The organism is Streptomyces sp. NPDC014861 (assembly GCF_043081625.1).
Lineage (GTDB): Bacteria > Actinomycetota > Actinomycetes > Streptomycetales > Streptomycetaceae > Streptomyces.
Genome location: NZ_JBIBWV010000026.1, coordinates 54,517 through 74,202 on the forward strand (window position 1 = coordinate 54,517; position 19,686 = coordinate 74,202).

Annotated in this window: 16 protein-coding genes; 9 read left to right on the top strand and 7 right to left on the bottom strand. The window is 73.3% G+C overall.

The window, feature by feature from the left end; translation table 11 throughout:
- Positions 1-3 precede the first annotated feature (3 nt).
- A complete protein-coding gene (locus ACF1BN_RS32585; protein WP_392335189.1) occupies positions 4-807 on the bottom strand; it encodes a carbon-nitrogen family hydrolase in 804 nt (267 codons plus the stop codon).
- Between the two features lie 163 nt (positions 808-970).
- On the opposite strand from ACF1BN_RS32585, the gene ACF1BN_RS32590 reads away from it, so the two are divergent.
- On the top strand, positions 971-1,798 hold the full coding sequence (locus ACF1BN_RS32590) for a maleylpyruvate isomerase family mycothiol-dependent enzyme (protein WP_392335190.1): 828 nt from the start codon (positions 971-973) through the stop codon (positions 1,796-1,798).
- A gap of 94 nt (positions 1,799-1,892) precedes the next feature.
- Here ACF1BN_RS32590 and ACF1BN_RS32595 read toward each other — a convergent pair whose 3' ends face one another.
- From ACF1BN_RS32595 to pdhA, 5 genes are all read right to left on the bottom strand, one after another.
- Entirely contained in the window at positions 1,893-3,209 is a 1,317-nt protein-coding gene (locus tag ACF1BN_RS32595; RefSeq protein WP_392335191.1) for a nitrate/nitrite transporter, read from the bottom strand.
- Positions 3,206-3,880: a GntR family transcriptional regulator gene (locus ACF1BN_RS32600; RefSeq protein ID WP_392335192.1), complete on the bottom strand. Its 675-nt coding sequence runs from the start codon at positions 3,878-3,880 to the stop codon at positions 3,206-3,208. The genes ACF1BN_RS32595 and ACF1BN_RS32600 overlap by 4 nt, the downstream gene beginning before the upstream one ends.
- Before the next feature lie 244 nt (positions 3,881-4,124).
- Positions 4,125-5,561, bottom strand: coding sequence for a dihydrolipoamide acetyltransferase family protein (locus ACF1BN_RS32605; RefSeq protein ID WP_392335193.1), 1,437 nt, complete (start codon positions 5,559-5,561; stop codon positions 4,125-4,127).
- 10 nt (positions 5,562-5,571) lie between these two features.
- On the bottom strand, positions 5,572-6,552 hold the full coding sequence (locus ACF1BN_RS32610; protein ID WP_392335194.1) for an alpha-ketoacid dehydrogenase subunit beta: 981 nt from the start codon (positions 6,550-6,552) through the stop codon (positions 5,572-5,574).
- Between the two features lie 2 nt (positions 6,553-6,554).
- Positions 6,555-7,736 (bottom strand): pyruvate dehydrogenase (acetyl-transferring) E1 component subunit alpha, encoded by a 1,182-nt coding sequence (gene pdhA, locus ACF1BN_RS32615; RefSeq protein ID WP_392335195.1) that lies wholly within the window; start codon positions 7,734-7,736, stop codon positions 6,555-6,557.
- A gap of 342 nt (positions 7,737-8,078) precedes the next feature.
- Between pdhA and ACF1BN_RS32620 the strand changes: the two genes are divergently transcribed.
- The 3 genes from ACF1BN_RS32620 to ACF1BN_RS32630 all read left to right on the top strand — a co-directional run bounded on the left by ACF1BN_RS32620 (position 8,079) and on the right by ACF1BN_RS32630 (position 10,357).
- Positions 8,079-8,738: a response regulator transcription factor gene (locus ACF1BN_RS32620; RefSeq protein WP_351844912.1), complete on the top strand. Its 660-nt coding sequence runs from the start codon at positions 8,079-8,081 to the stop codon at positions 8,736-8,738.
- 155 nt (positions 8,739-8,893) lie between these two features.
- Complete coding sequence (locus ACF1BN_RS32625; protein ID WP_392335196.1) at positions 8,894-9,325, top strand: pyridoxamine 5'-phosphate oxidase family protein; 432 nt, start codon at positions 8,894-8,896, stop codon at positions 9,323-9,325.
- A 15-nt stretch (positions 9,326-9,340) separates the two neighbouring features.
- Positions 9,341-10,357 (top strand): phosphotransferase, encoded by a 1,017-nt coding sequence (locus ACF1BN_RS32630; protein WP_392335197.1) that lies wholly within the window; start codon positions 9,341-9,343, stop codon positions 10,355-10,357.
- A 16-nt stretch (positions 10,358-10,373) separates the two neighbouring features.
- Here ACF1BN_RS32630 and ACF1BN_RS32635 read toward each other — a convergent pair whose 3' ends face one another.
- Positions 10,374-12,080 (bottom strand): protein kinase, encoded by a 1,707-nt coding sequence (locus ACF1BN_RS32635; protein ID WP_392335198.1) that lies wholly within the window; start codon positions 12,078-12,080, stop codon positions 10,374-10,376.
- A gap of 289 nt (positions 12,081-12,369) precedes the next feature.
- Here ACF1BN_RS32635 and ACF1BN_RS32640 point away from each other — a divergent pair, with 289 nt between their 5' ends.
- The 5 genes from ACF1BN_RS32640 to ACF1BN_RS32660 all read left to right on the top strand — a co-directional run bounded on the left by ACF1BN_RS32640 (position 12,370) and on the right by ACF1BN_RS32660 (position 19,626).
- A complete protein-coding gene (locus tag ACF1BN_RS32640; RefSeq protein WP_392335199.1) occupies positions 12,370-14,016 on the top strand; it encodes a protein kinase in 1,647 nt (548 codons plus the stop codon).
- 79 nt (positions 14,017-14,095) lie between these two features.
- A complete protein-coding gene (locus ACF1BN_RS32645; RefSeq protein ID WP_392335200.1) occupies positions 14,096-15,100 on the top strand; it encodes a hypothetical protein in 1,005 nt (334 codons plus the stop codon).
- A gap of 99 nt (positions 15,101-15,199) precedes the next feature.
- Complete coding sequence (locus ACF1BN_RS32650; RefSeq protein WP_392335201.1) at positions 15,200-15,922, top strand: PadR family transcriptional regulator; 723 nt, start codon at positions 15,200-15,202, stop codon at positions 15,920-15,922.
- Positions 15,923-16,018: 96 nt separating this feature from the next.
- A complete protein-coding gene (locus ACF1BN_RS32655; protein WP_360308064.1) occupies positions 16,019-16,762 on the top strand; it encodes an ABC transporter ATP-binding protein in 744 nt (247 codons plus the stop codon).
- On the top strand, positions 16,759-19,626 hold the full coding sequence (locus ACF1BN_RS32660; protein ID WP_392335202.1) for an ABC transporter permease: 2,868 nt from the start codon (positions 16,759-16,761) through the stop codon (positions 19,624-19,626). The genes ACF1BN_RS32655 and ACF1BN_RS32660 overlap by 4 nt, the downstream gene beginning before the upstream one ends.
- Positions 19,627-19,686 lie beyond the last annotated feature (60 nt).

Below are 19,686 nucleotides of genomic sequence, written 5' to 3' on the forward strand. Positions count from 1 at the left end.
CGGTCAGGCGCGGGGGCGGCGTGGTGCGGCGACGCCGAGGACGCGGTCCTTGAGGGCCGGGAACTCCTCGCGGATCGCGGCGGGCTTGGCGGGGTCCAGGACGGCGCGCAGGACCTCCTCGCCGGGGCCGGCCTCCGCGAGGATCTCGCCCCACGGGTCGACGATCAGCGAGTGGCCGGCCTGCTCGACGTCGGCGTGGGTACCCGCCGTACCGCAGGCGAGGACGTACGCCTGGTTCTCCACGGCCCGGGCCTGGGCGAGGAGGCGCCAGTGGGCGCGGCGGCGGGCGGGCCAGCCCGCGGGGACGACGAACGCCTCGGCGCCGGCGTCGACGAGGCCGCGGAAGAGCTCGGGGAAGCGGAGGTCGTAGCAGGTGCCGACGCCGACGGTGAGGTGCGGCAGGTCGAAGGTGACCAGGTCCTCGCCGGCGGCCATCAGGACGGCCTCGCCCTTGTCGAAACCGAAGCGGTGGATCTTGCGGTAGGAGGCGGTGAGCTCGCCGTCGGGGGAGAAGACGAGGGAGGTGTTGTAGAGGGCGCCGCCCGCGGCCTCGACGAAGGAGCCGGCGTGCAGCCAGACCTCGGCGTCCTTGGCGGCGGCGGCCATCGCCCGGTAGGTGGGACCGTGGAGGGGCTCGGACTCGGGACCGAAGAGGTCGGCGGCGAAGGCGCCCACGGGCCACAGTTCGGGGAGGACGACGAGGTCCGCGGCCCCGCTCTCCTCCCGTACGAGGCGGGCCGCGCGGGCCCGCCGGTCGGCGACCGGTTCGTCCGGGTCTACCGCGATCTGGATCAGCGAGGCGCGCACACTACCACCGTCCTGGCGTTGAAGCCGTCAACACCGGCCTACGATCGTCACACGAAAGCACTGCCGGGGTGCTCCCGGGGAGCGTAACTTAGCGTCCGAGCCTCCCATTCCACTGTCGCCCAGTCGTGTTTTCAGCCCGCACCGAAGAACGTCGAGGGGTCCCGTGACCGTCCATCCCAGCCTCCAGAACTACGCCGACGCCTGGACCCATTCCATCGAAGCGATAGCCGAGCTGGTGCAGCCGCTCGTGGAGGGCGAGTGGAACCGGGCGACTCCGTGCCGCGGCTGGTCGGTACGCGACATCGTGTCCCATGTGATCGGCATGGAGACGGAGATGCTCGGCGACCCGAGGCCGATCCACTCGCTCCCCCGCGACCTGTACCACGTGCGCAGTGACTTCGCCCGCTACATGGAGGTGCAGGTCGACGTCCGGCGGCACCACACGGCGCCGGAGATGACGTCGGAGCTGGAGTACATCCTGATCCGCCGCGCGCGGCAGCTCCGCAACGAGAACCGCTCGCCCGACCACGTCATCCGGGCGCCTCTGGGCGCGGAGCAGACCCTGGAGCAGGGCTACCGGCTGCGGGCCTTCGACACGTGGGTGCACGAGCAGGACCTGCGGGCCGCGCTCGGGGTGCCGGGCCACCTGGACTCGCCGGGCGCGCTCGTGGCGCGGGACCTGCTCCTGGAGGCGCTGCCGAAGGTGGTCGCGAAGGACGCGGGCGCGCCGGCGAGCTCGGCGGTCGTGGTGGACGTGACGGGGCCGGTGGAGTTCCTGCGGACGGTGCGGGTGGACGCGGAGGGGCGGGGCAGCATCGACGGGGCGCCGTCGCTGGGTCCGGCGGTGACGCTGGCGACGGACTGGGAGACGTACGTCCGGCTGGCCTGCGGCCGGGTCCGGCCGGCCGAGGTGGCCGACCGGATCAAGACCGAGGGCGACGCGGACCTGGCCGCCGCGATCCTCGACCACTTCGCGGTCACGCCGAACTAGCCCGGCCCGGGGCGCGACCCCCGCCGACGCCCTCCGCCGGCACGCGTACGCCCTCGAACCACACCCGCACGTCCTCACGTCACACGCGCACGCCCTACACCGGCACGTGCACGGCCTCCACGCGGCTGGCGACGAGCCGTTCGCGCTCGCGCCGGTGGGTGCGGGACTTCAGGCGGAGGATCTGGGCGACGCCGAGGGCTTCGAGGACGAAGACCGAGGAGAAGGCGATCCGGTAGTCGTCGCCGGTCGCGTCGAGCAGCACGCCGATGGCGAGCAGCGTCGTCATGGAGGCGACGAAACCACCCATGTTGACGATGCCGGAGGCGGTGCCCTGACGCTCCGGCGGGTTGGCCGGGCGGGCGAAGTCGAAGCCGATCATGGAGGCCGGTCCGCAGGCGCCGAGGACCACGCAGAGGGTGACGAGCAGCCACATCGGCGCGTGGTCGGCGGGGTACGCGATCGTCGCGGCCCACAGCAGGGCGGTGGCGGCGACGGTGCCGAGGGCGAGCGGGGCGCGGGCGCCGCCGTGCCGGGCGATGATCTGCCCGTAGGCGAGGCCGACGGCCATGTTGGAGAGCACGACGAGGGTGAGGAGTTCGCCCGCGGTGCCGCGGGAGAGGCCCTGTGCCTCGACGAGGAACGGCAGCCCCCACAGCAGCAGGAAGACCATGGCGGGGAACTGGGTGGTGAAGTGCACCCAGAGGCCGAGCCGGGTGCCGGGCTCGCGCCAGGAGGCGGCGATCTGCCGGCGGACGTAGGCGGCGCCGGCGTGCCGGACCGGGGTGGGCTCGAACCCCTCGGGGTGGTCCTTGAGGAAGAGCAGCAGCAGGACCAGGACGAGGACGCCGGCGAGGGAGCTGCCGACGAAGGTGGTGGTCCAGCCGAGGCCGTGCAGGGCGCGGGAGAGGACGACGGTCGAGATCAGGTTGCCGGCCATGCCGATGAGGCCGGCGAGCTGGGCGATGAGCGGGCCGCGGCGGGCCGGGAACCAGCGACCGCCGAGCCGGAGGACGCTGATGAAGGTCATGGCGTCGCCGCAGCCGAGGAGGGCGCGGGAGGCCAGTGCCATGGGGTACGTGGGGGAGAGCGCGAAGCCCAGCTGGCCCAGGGTGAAGAGGACGACGCCGAGGGCGAGGACCTTCTTGGTGCCGAGCCGGTCGACCATGAGGCCGACGGGTATCTGCATGCCGGCGTAGACCAGCAGCTGGAGTATGGAGAAGGTGGAGAGCGCGGAGGCTCCCACGTGGAAGCGGTCGGCGGCGTCGAGTCCGGCGACGCCGAGCGAGGTGCGGAAGATGACGGCGACGAAGTAGACGGCGACGCCGACGCCCCAGACGAGGGCGGCGCGGCGGCCGCCGGGCGGGTCGCCGGGGAGGGTGACGGCGGAGCCGTAGCCGTTGCGGCCGCTCACCGGCCCTCACCCCGGACCAGGACGCCGACGCGGCCGAGGTGGCGGCGGACGGCGGCGGCGGCGCTCTCCGCGTCCCCGTCCCTGAGGTGGTCGAGGATCTCGGCGTGCTCGGTGATGTTCTGGGCGACCCGGTCGGGGTGGGCCTGCATCACGGCGACGCCCATGCGGAGCTGGCGGTCGCGGAGCTGGTCGTAGAGGCGGGCGAGGATCTGGTTCCCGGCGTGCTTGACGATCTCGGCGTGGAAGCAGCGGTCGGTGACGGCGACGTCCGCGAGGTCGCCGGCGCCGGCCTGCCGCTGCTGCTCCGCCAGGAGTTCTTCGAGGCGGGTGAGGAGCGCGGGCGGGGCGGGGACGGCCTTGCGGACGGCGAACTCCTCGACGAGGAGGCGGGTCTCGACGACGTCGGCGATCTCCTGGGCGGAGACGGCGAGGACGAGGGCGCCCTTCTTGGGGTAGAGCTTCAGCAGCCCTTCCATCTCCAGCTTGAGCAGTGCCTCGCGGACGGGGGTGCGGGAGACGCCGACGGCCTGGGCCAGCTCCCCCTCGGTGAGCAGGGTGCCGCCTTCGTAACGGCGGTCGAGGACCGCGCGCTTGACGTGGCTGTAGACGCGTTCGGCGGCGGGTGGCTGCTTGGTGGGCTGCTCGGTGGAGGGGGGTGCTGCTGATGGCATGCGCACAGCATAGATACATGAGGGATGCGTCTGACAGGGGCGTCCAGATCTTGGACTCCTTACCTGCCGTGACTACCTGCCAGGACTGCCTGCCGTGACTACCTGCCGGGACTACCTGCCGGGACTGCCTGTCGGGATCACCCGCCGGAGTCACCCGCGGGAGTCTCCTGCCGGAAAGCGGAACATCCGGTGGCGGCGCGGGGCCACCACCGGATGTTTCACGTGAAACACGCCAACCGGACGACTACGACCAGGTGATGAGCCTCTTCGGCTGCTCCAGGACCGCGGCCACGTCGGCCAGGAACTTGGAGCCGAGCTCGCCGTCGACCAGGCGGTGGTCGAAGGAGAGGGCCAGCGTCGTGACCTGGCGCGGCTTCACCTTGCCCTTGTGGACCCAGGGCTGGAGCTTGATCGCGCCGACCGCGAGGATCGCGGACTCGCCCGGGTTGAGGATGGGCGTACCGGTGTCGACGCCGAAGACGCCGACGTTGGTGATGGTGAAGGTGCCGCCCTGCATCGCCGCCGGGGTCGTCTTCCCCTCGCGGGCGGTGGCGACCAGCTCGCTCAGGGAGCGGGAGAGCTCCGGCAGGGTCTGGGCGTGCGCGTCCTTGATGTTCGGCACGATCAGACCGCGCGGGGTGGCCGCGGCGATCCCGAGGTTCACGTAGTGCTTGAGGACGATCTCCTGCGCCGCCTCGTCCCAGGCCGCGTTGATCTCCGGGTTGCGCTTGACCGCGACCAGGACGGCCTTGGCGATGAGGAGGAGCGGGTTGACCCGCAGGCCCGCCATGTCCTTGTCGGACTTGAGCTCCTCGACCAGCTTCATCGTGCGCGTGATGTCGAAGGTCACGAACTCGGTGACGTGCGGGGCGGTGAAGGCCGAGCCGACCATCGCCGCCGCCGTGGCCTTGCGGACGCCCTTGATCGGGACGCGGGTCTCCCGCGCGTCGCCCGCGCCCACGGCGGCCGGTGCCTGGACCGGGACGGCCGGGGCGGCGACGGCCGGGGCGGGGGCCGCCTCGACCGCGGGCGCCTGGGCCGGCGCCGGGGCCGCGGGAACGGCCGGGGCCGCCGCGCGGTGGACGTCCTCGCGGGTGATGATCCCGTCCGGGCCGGTCGCGACGACCGCGGCCAGGTCCACCCCGAGGTCCTTGGCGAGCTTGCGCACCGGCGGCTTGGCCAGCGGCCTGGGCGCGCCGGTCACGGTGCCGTGGCCGTTCAGCTGCTCGGGCACGACCGCGACGGGGGCGGCCCCGGGCGCGGTCCTGCGGGCCCTGCGCTTGGTGGAGCTGGCGGCCACGCCGTAGCCGACGAGGACCGGCTGGCGGCCCTGCGGCTCCTCGGCCTCCGCCTCCGGCGCGGGGGCCGGGGTCGCGACGGGGGCCGGGGCGGCGACGGGGGCCGGGGCCGCCGGGGCGGGAGCCTCGGCGGGGGCGTCGCCGCCGACGTTCACCGAGATGATGACCTGGCCGACGTCGACCGTGGTGCCCTCGGGGAAGACCAGCTCGTGGACGGTGCCGTCGAAGGGGATCGGCAGCTCCACGGCGGCCTTGGCCGTCTCCACCTCGCAGACGACCTGCCCGTCGGTGACGGTGTCACCGGGCTGGACGTACCACTTGAGGATCTCGGCCTCGGTCAGGCCCTCGCCCACGTCGGGCATCTTGAATTCGCGGATCGTCATCGTGCTCTCCTCAGTACGCCAGCGAGCGGTCGACGGCGTCGAGCACGCGGTCCAGGCCCGGCAGGTACTCCTCCTCCAGGCGCGCCGGCGGGTACGGCGCGTGGTAGCCGCCGACCCGCAGGACGGGGGCCTCCAGGTGGTAGAAGCAGCGCTCGGTGATCCGGGCGGCGATCTCCGCGCCGGAGCCGAAGAACACCGGGGCCTCGTGGACGACGACCAGCCGGCGGGTCTTCTCGACCGAGGTCTGGATGGTGTCGAAGTCGAGCGGGGAGATCGAGCGCAGGTCCACGACCTCGATCGACCGGCCCTCCTCGGCGGCGGCCGCGGCCGCCTCCAGGCAGGTCTTCACCATGGGGCCGTACGCGACCAGCGTGAGGTCGGTGCCCTGGCGGGCGACCCGGGCCCTGTGGAGCTCGCCGGGGATGGCCTCGGTGTCGAGCTCGCCCTTGTCCCAGTAGCGGCGCTTGGGCTCGAAGAAGATGACCGGGTCGTCGCTCTGGATCGCCTGCTGGAGCATCCAGTAGGCGTCGGAGGAGTTCGCCGGGGTGACGACCTTGAGGCCCGCGACGTGCGCGAAGAGCGACTCGGGGGACTCGGAGTGGTGCTCGACGGCGCCGATGCCGCCGCCGTACGGGATGCGGATGACGACCGGCATCTTCACGGTGCCGAGCGAGCGGGCCCGCATCTTCGCCAGCTGGGTGACGATCTGGTCGTACGCCGGGAAGACGAAGCCGTCGAACTGGATCTCCACGACGGGGCGGTAGCCGCGCAGCGCGAGGCCGATCGCGGTGCCGACGATGCCGGACTCGGCGAGCGGGGTGTCGACCACCCGGTCCTCGCCGAAGTCCTTCTGGAGGCCGTCGGTGATGCGGAAGACGCCGCCGAGCTTGCCGACGTCCAGGCCCATGACGACGACCTTGGGGTCGGTCTCCAGGGCCTTGCGCAGCGACTCGTTGAGCGCCTTCGCGAGGGGAAGCTTCTGAACAGCCATGATTACTCGGCCTCTCCGTCCGCGAAGGACGCCTGGTAGGCGGCGAACTGCGCGCGCTCCTCGTCGACGAGCGTGTGCCCGTCCGCGTACGTGTGGTCGAACATCGCCATGTGGTCCGGGATCGGCATGGCGCGGACGACCTCGCGGACGCTCTTGCCGAGGGTCTCGCTCTCGGCCTCCAGCTCCTCGAAGAAGGCCGCGTCGGCGTGGCCCTCGCTCTCCAGGTACGCCCTCAGGCGGAGGATCGGGTCCTTCGCCTCCCACGCCTCGCGCTCCGCGTCGCGGCGGTAGCGGGTCGGGTCGTCGGAGGTGGTGTGGGCGGCCATCCGGTAGGTGAACGCCTCGATCAGGGTGGGGCCCTCGCCGCGGCGGGCGCGCTCCAGTGCCGAGCGGGTGACGGCCAGGCAGGCGAGGACGTCGTTGCCGTCGACGCGGACGCCGGGGAAGCCGAAGCCGCGGGCGCGCTGGTAGAGCGGGACGCGGGTCTGCTTCTCGATGGGCTCGGAGATGGCCCACTGGTTGTTCTGGCAGAAGAAGACGACCGGGGCGTTGTAGACCGCGGAGAAGACGAACGACTCGTTGACGTCGCCCTGGCTGGAGGCGCCGTCGCCGAAGTAGGCGAGCACGGCGGAGTCCGCGCCGTCCTTGGCGATGCCCATGGCGTAGCCGGTGGCGTGCAGGGTCTGCGAGCCGAGGACGATCGTGTAGAGGTGGAAGTTGTTGCTGCTGGGGTCCCACCCTCCGTTGTTCACGCCGCGGAACATGCCGAGCAGGTTGGTGGGGTCGACGCCGCGGCACCAGGCCACGCCGTGCTCCCGGTAGGTCGGGAAGACGTAGTCGTCGTCCCGCAGGGCCCGGCCGGAGCCGATCTGGGCGGCCTCCTGGCCGAGGAGCGAGGCCCACAGGCCCAGCTCGCCCTGGCGCTGGAGGGCGGTCGCCTCGGCGTCGAAGCGGCGCGTGAGGACCATGTCGCGGTAGAGCCCGCGCAGTTCCTCGGCGCTCAGGTCGATGTCGTAGTCGGGGTGATGGACGCGCTCGCCCTCGGGCGTCAGCAGCTGAACGAGCTCGGGCTCCCCGGCCTGCGGCTGGTCGGCCTTCTTGGCGCCGGCGCTGGCGCCGGTGGCGCGCTTGGCGCCGCTGCTGCGTCGCGTCGTCTTGCGCGCGGCAGTGCTCTCCACGGTCACGTGCGTGCTCCTCCGTCGGTCCGGCCCCCGGGTTCGCCGGTGGGCCAGTGCGGCTCTCCGCCTTATCCGTACCCTGCGCACGGGGTGGGTGCGACGCGGCCGGGGTCGGGCGTGACAGGTGTCCCGGAGAGCGCCGTCATGAGGCACGTTACCCATAGCGCGGCATTCCTGCGAAACCCCACTTGACCTGCAATTTTGCTTGGATTTCCAAGTAAATCGAGAAAAGCGGAAAGTCGCCCAGGTCAGCGCACCGAGCAGCGGCCCGACACCCTCGTCGGAACATCCGGCACCGTAACCCGCACACCCCGGGCACCGGAAGAGCCAATATGTGAGACTGGCTTCGTGCGCGAAGAAGGAAAAATCCGGGTATTTCTGCTGGATGACCATGAAGTCGTCCGGCGCGGCGTCCACGAGCTGCTTTCCGTGGAGGACGACATCGAGGTGGTCGGCGAGGCCGGAACCGCGGCCGACGCCCTGGTCAGGATCCCCGCGACCCGCCCCGACGTGGCGGTGCTCGACGTCCGGCTGCCCGACGGCAGCGGGGTCGAGGTCTGTCGCGAGGTCCGCTCCCAGGACGAGTCGATCAAGTGCCTCATGCTCACCTCGTACGCGGACGACGAGGCGCTTTTCGACGCGATCATGGCCGGGGCCTCGGGATACGTCCTCAAGGCCATCCGGGGCAACGAACTGCTGAACGCGGTCCGGGACGTGGCGGCCGGCAAGTCGCTGCTCGACCCGGTGGCGACGGCGCGCGTCCTGGAGCGGCTGCGGGACGGCAACAATCCGAAGGGTGACGACAAGCTCGCCCATCTCACCGAGCAGGAGCGCAAGATCCTCGATCTGATCGGCGAGGGTCTGACCAACCGGGCCATCGGCGAGCGCCTCCACCTCGCGGAGAAGACCATCAAGAACTACGTCTCCAGCCTGCTGTCGAAGCTGGGCATGGAGCGCCGCTCGCAGGCCGCCGCCTACGTGGCGCGGATGCAGGCCGAGCGTCACTGAGCCACCGCACGCCCCGCCGGGCCCGCGCCCTCCCCGAAGGTCTCGTCCGTGGGGAGCGGTCCGGGCCCGCCCGACGGGATTCGGGACCTACGTCCCCGCCGACGCGGGGCCCCGGCCCCTTTCCCGACAGGGTGCCGGTGGCGGAGAGTGGAGGCATGTCCACCGAGGAGATCCGCGCCATCGAACTGCTCGGCCGTGCGTCGTACGGCCGGGTCGCCACGAGCATGCGGGCGATGCCGTTCGTCGCGCCCGCCCGGCACATCGTCTCCGACGACAGCGTCGTGATCCGCATGCACGAGGGTCTCGGCTACCACCAGGCGTGCAGCGGCAGCGTCGTCGCCTACGGGGCGGACGACCTCGATCCCGCCTCCGGCGTCCTGTGGTCGGTGCAGTTCACCGGGACCGCCGAGATCGTCGAGCCGACCGCGGAGGAGCTGGCCGCCTTCGGCCCCGAACCGGTGAGCGTGGACGGCGAGCCCTTCGTCCCCGTCTACATGCGGATCGAACCCCAGTTCGCAACGGTGCACAGCATCGAGTACGGCCCCGCGGCCGGTTCCGTACCGCGCCGCCTTCACCACGCAGCGTGATCTAACATCTGCGGAGTGCCGCGCTCATCTGACCACTCCGCTCCTCCGGTCGGCGCCCTGCTGCGCCGCCACCCGCACGCCGGCGAGCCCCTGTCCTGCGTCCCCGTCACCGAGGGCCTGCTCAACCGCGGCTACCGGCTCGCCACCACCCGCGGCCGCTACTTCCTCAAGCAGCACCTCGACGCCCCCACCGCCGACCGGGCCACCATCACCCGCCAGCACCGCGCCACCCAGCGCCTGCACGCCCTGGGCCTTCCCGTCGCCCCGCCGCTGCCCGACAGCCGCGGCCGCACGGTCGCGGTCATCGACGGCCGCTGCTACGCCCTGCACCCCTGGGTCGAGGGCCGGCACCGCGACGGCGCCCAGCTCACCCCCGGCGGCTCCCGCCGCCTCGGCGCCCTCCTGGGCCGCGTCCACACCACCCTGGACCGGGTCATGGAGCCCCCGCCGCCCGGCGACCGGCACGACAGCGTGTGCCTGGAGGACACCTTCCGCGACATCGCCGAGCTGATCCGCCTCGCCCGCGCCCACCACCCGCATGGCAGCTTCGACGCGCTCGCCGAGCACCGGCTGCGGGAGCGCCGCCGGCTGCTCGCGCAGCACGCCCACCGGCGTCCTCCGGCGCCCGCCACGACCGGCTGGGTGCACGGCGACTTCCACCCCCTGAACGTCCTCTACCGGGGCGCGGAACCGGCCGCGATCGTCGACTGGGACCGGCTCGGCGTCCGCCCGCGCGCCGAGGAGGCCGTCCGGGCCGCCGCGATCTTCTTCGTACGGCCGGGGGGCGAGCTGGAGCTGGAGAAGGTGCGGGCCTACGCGCGCGCGTACCGGCGGGCCGCCGGCGCGGACGGCACCGAGCTGGCCGCGGCGGTGCACCGGGTGTGGTGGGAGCGGCTGAACGACTTCTGGACGCTGCGCTGGCGCTACCAGCTGAACGACCGCAGGGCCGACCCGCAGTTTCCCGCGGTGTCGGCCCTGGCCGTGTGGTGGACCCGGGAGTACGACGCCGTCCGCGACGCCTTCTCGGACTGAGGCCCCGGGAGGAGCCCTACGGCGTGGTGGCGCCGGTGAGGCCGGTGTCGCCGCCGGGAGGCGGCGTGTTCGGGTCGCCGTTGCCCCCGCCGGTCGGGTCGGTCTGGCCGCCGCTGTCGGCTCCGCCGTCGTCGGCGCCGCCGTTGTCCGCCCCGCCGTCCGTCGGCGCGGTCGTCTGCTCCTCGGTCGGGGTCGGCTCCGTCGACGGCTCCTCGGTGGGAGTCGGCTCCGTCGACGGCTCCCCGGTCGGGGTCGGCTCCGTCGTCGGCTGCTCGGTGTGCGTCGGCGGGTTCGTCGTCGCGTTCGTCGGCGGGTTCCACGGCTCCTGCGTGGTACCGCCGTCGCCGCCACCGCCGCCGTTCGTGTCGCTCGGCTGGTCGGTGCTCGGCTGCTCGCTCGGCTCCTCGGAGGGGGTGGGCTCCTCGGAGGTCGTGGACGGCGAGTCGGACACCGTCGTCGGCGTCGTGATCGGGTCCTTCTTCTCGCCGCCGCCGGACATCTTCACCGCGAAGACCACGCCGGCGACGATCGCGACGACCGCGAGCGCCGCGAACAGCACCATCCGGTTGCGCTTGCCCCGGCCGTCGTCGTGAGCGCCGTAGCCGCCGGTGCCGCCGCCCGTGCCGTCGTCGTAACCGCCGTAGCCGCCGTACCCGCCGTCGTCGGGGTTGGGCAGAGGGACGATCCGGCCCTGCTGGGCCGTCTCGCCGAGCGGCGGGTGGCCCATGGCCGTGGTCGCCGCCATGCCGTGGCCGGGCGTCTGCCCGCCCTCGTGCACGGCCACCGGGCCGGTGCTCCAGGTGCCGGTGTGACCGCCCTGCTGGTGGAGCATCTCCAGGCTGTACTGGATCAGCCCGCGCATCTCCTCGGCGCTCTGGAACCGGTCGTCCGGCTCCTTCGCGAGCGAACGCATGACCAGGCCGTCCAGCTCCGGCGGCGTCGAGCCGCGGACCTCGGACGGCGGGACCGGGATGTCCTGCACGTGCTGGTAGACGACCGACAGCGGCGTCTCACCGGTGAAGGGGGGACGCAGCGCGAGGAGCTCGTAGAGCAGGCAGCCCGTCGCGTACAGGTCGGAGCGGTGGTCGACGGCCTTGCCGAGCGCCTGCTCCGGGGAGAGGTACTGCGGCGTGCCCATGACCATGCCGGTCTGCGTCATCGTGGCCTGCGCGCCGTGCAGCGCGCGGGCGATGCCGAAGTCCATGACCTTCACGGCGCCGGCGTGCGTGATGATCACGTTGGCCGGCTTGATGTCGCGGTGCACGATGCCGTGCTGGTGCGAGTAGGCCAGCGCCTCCAGGACGCCGGAGACGATCACCAGAGCCTGCTCGGGGCCGGGCGCCTCCGCGCTGACCAGCAGGTCGCGGATGGTGCGGCCCTCGACGATCTCCATCACGATGTACGGCACGGGGCGGCCGTCGACGACGTCCTCGCCCGAGTCGTACACCGCCACGATCGCGTGGTGGTTCAGGCCGGCGACCGACTGTGCCTCACGCGTGAACCGCGCCTTCGAGACCGGGTCCTCGGCGAGGTCGGAGCGCAGCAGCTTCACCGCGACCGTGCGGCCGAGCCGCACGTCCTCGGCGGCGAAGACCTCCGCCATGCCGCCGCGTCCCAGACGGTGCGTCAGGCGGTAGCGGCCGTCACCGACGACGCGGCCGACGCCCCATGACTCGGCGCCAGCGCCCGGCATACCGCCACCTGCGTCGGATCCGGGTTCCATGAGTCCTCGCCGTCGTCTGTCCTTGCCGTGTCCAGTCGTCACGCTACAGGCTCCGTACGACATCACGGTCCGCGATGACCGGCCATCCAACCCTTCTCGTGTACGCCTGTGCAAATTCCGTGAGTTTCGCCCGGTCCCCGCGCCGTGCCGCCTGTGCGGAGGGTCACGGAACGGGTACCCGGCTTGACGTGTCAGGGGCCTCGGGCAGACTTGGCGCAGAATCGGCGGGATATCGAGGTCCGGCCGGAGACGACGGAACGACGCCGCGGGGCGCAGGGGGACAGCACACATGAGCCACGACGGCGCTCAGGGCGGCCGCTACGCGGGCGGTTCGGTCGCGAACGGCCGCTACCAGCTGCGCGACCTCCTCGGCGAGGGCGGCATGGCCTCGGTCTACCTCGCGTACGACAGCGCGCTGGACCGCCAGGTCGCGATCAAGACGCTCCACACCGAGCTGGGCCGCGAGGCGTCCTTCCGCGAGCGGTTCCGCCGTGAGGCGCAGGCCGTCGCGAAGCTCTCGCACACCAACATCGTCTCGGTCTTCGACACCGGCGAGGACACCCTCGACGGCGGCCTCATGCCGTACATCGTCATGGAGTACGTGGAGGGGCAGCCGCTCGGCTCGGCGCTGGCCGCCGATGTGCGCCAGTACGGGGCGATGCCCGCCGACAAGGCGCTGAAGGTGACGGCGGACGTCCTCGCCGCCCTGGAGGTCAGCCACGAGATGGGGCTGGTCCACCGCGACATCAAGCCCGGCAACGTGATGATGACCAAGCGCGGCGTCGTGAAGGTCATGGACTTCGGCATCGCCCGCGCCATGCAGTCCGGCGTGACGTCCATGACCCAGACCGGCATGGTCGTCGGCACCCCCCAGTACCTCTCCCCCGAGCAGGCCCTGGGCCGGCCGGTGGACGCCCGCTCCGACCTTTATTCGGTCGGCATCATGCTGTTCCAGCTGCTGACGGGGCGCCTCCCCTTCGACGCGGACTCGCCGCTCGCCATCGCCTACGCGCACGTGCAGGAGGAGCCGGTCGCCGCGTCCTCGGTGAACCGCTCGGTGACGCCCGCGATGGACGCGCTGATCGCCCGCGCGCTGCGGAAGAACCCGAACGAGCGGTTCCCCAGCGCCGCCGCCATGCGCGACGAGTGCCTGCGGGTGCTGGCGGCCGGCCAGTCCGCGGCGCCGGCGATCGTCCCCGGCGCCCCCGTCGGCAGCGGCTCGGGCGTCGGCTCGGCGGTCTTCCCGCCGGTCGGCCAGACCCCGCCGCCGCACCACGGCGCGCACGTGCAGCAGCCGTACCCCGCGCACACCCCGCAGCCCGGCCCCTACGGGCCGCCGACCCCCGCCCCCGTACCGGCGCCCGGCCCCGGATACGGCTACCCGCAGCAGGCCCCGACCCCGGCCCCCGGCTATCAGACCCCGCCGCCGGTCTCCTACGCGCCCGCGCACTCGCCGGCTCCCGCGAGCGCCCCGCGCCGCACCATGCCGGTGCTCGCGGGTGCCCTCGCGGTCGCCGTGATCGCCGTCGGCGGCGTGGTCGCCTACAACATGATGGACAAGGACGACACCGGCGGGACCACCGGCACCGCCACCGGCACCGGCACCGGCGGCACGGAGCAGACCCAGACCGACAGTCCCGGCCACAGGGGCCCGGACCTGTCGAAGACCATCGACACCAAGGAGTGCACCGAGCCGAGGGAGTCGAGCGACGACCCCGAGAAGTTCGAGGTGCCCGACTTCACCTACAAGAACCTGACCTCGGTGAAGGACTGTCTGAACGCCGCCGGCTGGAAGACGAAGAAGCAGACCCCGGTGGACGAGAACACCTACGGCGAGGACACCGTCCTGGAGCAGTACCCGCCGGCCGGTACGGACATCCGGCCCGACGAGGCCGAGTTCACCCTGGAGATCTCCACCGGCAACCCCCAGAAGTAGCCGCCCCGGATGCCGGAGTCACCCCGCTGTGTGACGCTGAGTCGGACACCTCGGCGGCACGGCAGGGGAGGGTTTCCCGTTGACTCCCACACGCGGCGGGACCGGCGGACGCGGTAGCGGCGGACACCGCCGCGTACGGGCAGGGACACGGGCGCGGACCGCCCGGTCCGGCCCCGTCCTCCTGAGCCTGCGAAGAACCGCCCTCGCCTCCGCGCTGGCCTGCGCCTTCACCCTGTACGGGCTCTCCGGCGCGGCCCTCGCCGGAGCCGCCGCGATCCCCGCGGGACCCCCCGCCGGAACCAGCGGGGCACCCCCCGGACGGACCGCCTCGCACGCCCCCACCGCCGCCCCCGCGCACGGCCCCGGCGCAGGAGCCACCGCCACCCGACCGCACAGCGCCCGGCCGCCCGGCGCCCGGCCGCACGCCACCCGACCGCACGCCGCCACCGAGCCGGCCGTCACCGCGACCGGACCCGCCACCACCGGCCGCCCGGACACCGGCGGCGGACCGGGCACGCCCCCGGCTCCGGGCGCACCCGCCGGCACCGACCGCGCGCCCGCACCCACCGGCACGGGCACCCACCCCGCCCCCGGCACCACCGCGCCCGTCACCCCGACCGGCACCCCCACCGCCCCGCAGACCGGCTCCGCGGCGCCCCGCCCCGGCAAGCCCGCGGCCGCGACCACCGACGCCCCCGCGCCCACCGGCTCCCCCTCCCTCGCCGGCCGGCCCGCCGGCGAGGGCCGCACCCGGCCCGGCCGCCCCGAACCGGCCGCCCCCGAGGAGCCGGACCCCTCCGCCACCCCCTCCCGTGACAGAACCGCTACAGAATCCGACGCCTCCGAACGCCTCGCCGAGGAGGACGCGGGCCTCCCCGAGGAGGACGCGGCGGTACCCGGGACGGAGACCGCGGCCCGCACCGAAGCGGCTCCCGCCAGCCGCCCCGGCATCGCCCCGCAACTCTCCCTGCGGACCGACGCCACCACCTCCGACCAGCCCGTTCCCCTGCTCACCCTCGGCGTGGGACTCACCCTGATGGGGCTCGGGCTCGGCTTCCTCGGACTCCGGCTCCGCCGCCGCTGAACCGGCCGGCCGGCCCCTTCCCGTCCCCCTTGAGTCGGACCCCCCGGGTCCCTCTCGCGACGGTTGTCGCCCTCCGCATACCCGGTATACATACTCGGTATGTCGATCCGCCACGGGCTCCTCGCCCTCCTCGAACAGGGCCCCCGCTACGGCTCCCAGCTGCGCACCGAGTTCGAGTCCCGCACCGGCTCCACCTGGCCGCTCAACGTCGGCCAGGTGTACACGACCCTGGGCCGGCTCGAACGGGACGGCCTGGTCACCCAGAACGGCGAGGACGGCGCCGGCCACGCGCTCTACGCGATCACCCACGCGGGCCGCACCGAACTGCGCAGCTGGTTCGAGCAGCCCGTGGACCGCACCAGCCCCGCCCGTGACGAGCTCGCCATCAAGCTCGCCATGGCCGTCGGGGCACCCGGCGTCGACATCCGCGAGGTCATCCAGTCCCAGCGCCGGCACACCGTGAAGGCCATGCAGGACTACACCCGCCTCAAGGCCCAGGCCCTCGCCGCCCTCGAAGGCGGCGGCTCGCACGAACGCGACGACGTGGCCTGGCTCCTCGTCCTGGAACAGCTGATCTTCCAGACCGAGGCCGAGGCCCGCTGGCTCGACCACTGCGAGGCCCGGCTCATCCGGCTCTCCGCCACCGTCACCGTCACCCCCGACCCTCCCGCCACGGCCTCCGGCTCCGGCTCCGCCTCCGTCCCGGAGCCGGGGCTCGGGGCGGGGGTCCGGCGCGGGCGCGGGGCGGGGACGGGCGGGGTGGGGGCGGGGGCCGGGTCGGGGGGCGCGCCCCGGGACGGGGCCGCGGGCCGGACCCGCTGACCCGGGGCCCAGGCCCCCGTACCACCACGTTCTTCTCACCACACCGCTCACCACCGTGCGCCGCAGCCGCCGCGCACGTCCAAGGGGGACCCCTCCATGTCCACACCGCTCGCCGCGCAGCCCGTGCTGCGCCTGCAGAACCTGACCCGGGTCCACGGGTCCGGCGCCACCGAGGTGCACGCCCTGCGCGGCATCGACCTCGACGTGCACCCCGGCGAACTCGTCGCCGTCATGGGTCCGTCCGGCTCCGGCAAGTCCACGCTGCTCACCATCGCCGGCGGCCTCGACACCCCCACCTCCGGCCAGGTGATCGTCGAGGGCACCGACATCACCACCGCCGGGCTCAAGGAGCTCGCCGCCCTGCGCCGCCGCAGCATCGGCTACGTCTTCCAGGACTACAACCTCATACCGGCGCTGACCGCCGCCGAGAACGTCTCCCTGCCCAGGGAGCTCGACGGCACCTCGGCCCGCAAGGCCCGCGTCGAGGCCCTCGCCGCCCTGGAGGAGATGGGGCTCGGCCACCTCGCCGACCGCTTCCCCGACGAGATGTCCGGCGGACAGCAGCAGCGCGTCGCCATCGCCCGCGCCCTGGTCGGCGACCGCCGCCTCGTCCTCGCCGACGAGCCCACCGGCGCCCTCGACTCCGAGACCGGCGAGTCCGTCCTCGCCCTGCTCCGCTCCCGCTGCGACGCCGGCGCCGCCGGCGTCCTCGTCACCCACGAGCCGCGGTTCGCCGCCTGGGCCGACCGCGTGGTCTTCCTCCGCGACGGCGCCATCGTCGACCAGACCGTGCGCAGCGAGGCCGACTCCCTCCTCACGGGCCGGGTGGCGGACGCGTGAAGACCTGGTTCCACTCCTGGCGGGCGGCCGTCCGCATCGCCCGCCGCGACGCCTGGCGCGCCAAGGGCCGCAGTTCACTCGTCCTCGCGATGATCGCCCTGCCCATCCTCGGGGTCAGCGCCGCCGACCTCACCATCCGCAGCTCCGAGCTCTCCGTGGCCGAACAGCTGGAGCGGTCCATCGGCGCCGCCGACGCCTCCTTCGGTGACCCCGGCTTCGCCGGTGAGCCGGTCCACCAGTCACCGAACGGCGACAACGTCTACCCGGCGAACTGGAAGGAAGGGGACAACGCCCCCTGGCCCAGCGGTGCGACCGACCCCCGCAAGGCCATCCCGGCCGGCGCCCGCTGGATCAGCGACACCCAGGGCGCGGCCAAGCTGACCACCGTGCACGGCCTGCTCCAGACCGACGTCCGGGAGCTCAAGGCCGACGATCCGATGGCCAAGGGCATCACCACCCTCCTCGACGGGCGGTACCCCCAGAAGGCCGACGAGGTGATCGCCACCGCCGCCTTCCTGGAGCAGAGCGGGCTCTCGGTCGGCTCGACCGTTTCCGCTCGCAATTTCGACCGGCCCTACCGGATCGTCGGCTCCTACGAGCTGCCCGACACCCTGACGGCCGCCCAGATCATCGCGCTGCCGGGGGCCTTCCTCTCCCCGTACGCGAAGGCCGCGGAGAAGGCCGGAGCGCTCGCCCCCGGCGACACCACCACGTATCTGGTGCAGCGCGACGGTGGTTTCACGTGGAACAACGTGAAGGAGATCAACGCCAAGGGCGTCACGGTCGTCTCCCGCACCGTCCGGCTCGCCCCGCCGGCCGACTCCGAGGTCCCGCTCTACCAGCAGGAGGGCTGGGGCGACTACGAGTCCAGCGGCGCCGCCGACGCCATGCTCCTCGCCTCCGTCGCCACCGTCGTCGGCCTGGCGATGCTGGAGATCTGCCTGCTCGCGGGCCCCGCCTTCGCGGTCGGCGCCCGGCGCTCCCGCCGCCAGCTCGGCCTGGTCGGCGCCAACGGCGGCTCCCGCAGCCACATCCGGGCCATCGTGCTGAGCGGCGGTCTCGTCATCGGTGTCGCCGCCGCCGTCGTCGGCACGGTGCTCGCGCTGATCCTCACGCTCGTCCTCCAGCCCTTCCTGGAGGACTTCCTGGGGCAGCGGTTCGGCGCCTTCGACGTCCGCCCGCTCGAACTCCTCGGCATCGCGCTGCTCGCCGTCCTCACCGGTCTGCTCGCCGCGATCGTCCCGGCCGTCACCGCCTCCCGGCAGACCGTGCTCGCCTCGCTCACCGGCCGCCGGGGCGTCCGGTCCACCAGCAAGGTGCTGCCCGTCCTCGGTCTGGTGGCGCTGCTCCTCGGCGCGGCGATCGCCCTGTACGGCTCCGTCGTCACCGACCAGTTCATCATCGTCGCCGGCGGCTCGGCCCTCGCCGAGCTGGGCGTGGTCGCCATGACCCCGGCCATCGTCGGGCTCTTCGGGCGCACCGGCCGCTGGCTGCCGCTCTCCCCGCGGCTCGCGCTCCGCGACGCCGTCCGCAACCGGGGCCGTACGGCTCCCGCCGTCGCCGCCGTCCTCGCCGCCGTCGCCGGCACCGTCGCCGTCGCCACGTACACGTCGAGCAGCGACGCCCAGTACCGGGCCGAGTACTCCGCCAGCCTGCCGCACGGCGCCGTGTCCTTCTTCCAGATGGAGGAGTCCGGCCGGGACGTCCCCGCCGTCGCCGACGCCGTCCAGCGGTACTTCTCCGTCGAGACCCGCGCCGACGTCTCCCGCGTCGCCGTCGGCAAGCCCGGCTGCCCCGCCTGGGGCGGCGGCGCCGGCTGCGGCCAGTACGAGGTGATGCTGCCGCCCGCCAACGAGTGCCCGATGTGGGCCTCCACCACCGACGGCAGCGACCCGTCCGAGAAGTTCACCCCCGAGCAGCGGCGCACGATGGTCAAGGAGGACTGGCGCTGCAAGGAGTCCCGGGGCGGCGGTGTCTACGTCGACGGCGGCATCCTCGTCGGCGACGCCCGCCTCCTGAAGGTCCTCGGCATCGACGACCCGGGCGCCGTCAAGGCGCTCGCGGACGGCAAGGCCGTCGTCTTCTCGAAGCCGCTCGTCGACCGGGACGGCACGCTCGGCATCAAGCAGATCACCGACACCAAGGCCGCCGAGAAGGCGTCGATGGAGAACAAGCCCGCCCCGGGCAAGGTCTCCAGGATCCCCTCCCACCTGGTCACCGGTGACCCGAAGTCCTACGGCCTCCAGGTGCTGATGCCGCCCGCGACCGCCAAGGCCGCCGGTCTCACCACGGTCCCCGTCGGCGCCTACTTCAGCACCGACGCCATGCCCAGCAGCGAGCAGCGCCAGAAGCTCGACGCCGAACTGGCGACCCTCGGTGCCGGCATCGACCTCACCGTCGAGGAGGGGTACGTCTCCGACGACAGCATCTTCCTGATCGCGCTGACCGTCTTCGCCGGCCTGGTCACCATCGGCGCCGCCGGCATCGCCACCGGCCTCGCCCAGGCAGACGCCGAGGCCGACCTGAAGACGCTCGCCGCCGTCGGCGCCCCGCCGCGCGTCCGCCGCACCCTCAGCGGCTTCCAGTGCGGGGTGGTCGCCGCGATGGGTGTCGTCCTCGGCTCGGTCTCCGGACTCCTCCCGGCGATGGGCCTGCGGCTCACCGAGGAGCGGCAGCAGCTCCGCTTCCACGAGCAGATGCTCTCCGAGGGCTGGGGCGGCGACACGAGCCCGCCGTACGTGCCGATCGTGGTGCCCTGGGAGACGCTGGCGGCCCTGCTCGTCGCCGTCCCGCTCGGCGCGGCGCTGCTCGCCGCCCTGGTGACCCGCTCGAAGGGGGCCGTGGCCCGCCGCGAGGCGACCTGACACCTTTCCGTGGCCCGACCGTGCCCGGGGAGGAGGGTGGATCACCCTCCTCCCCGGGCA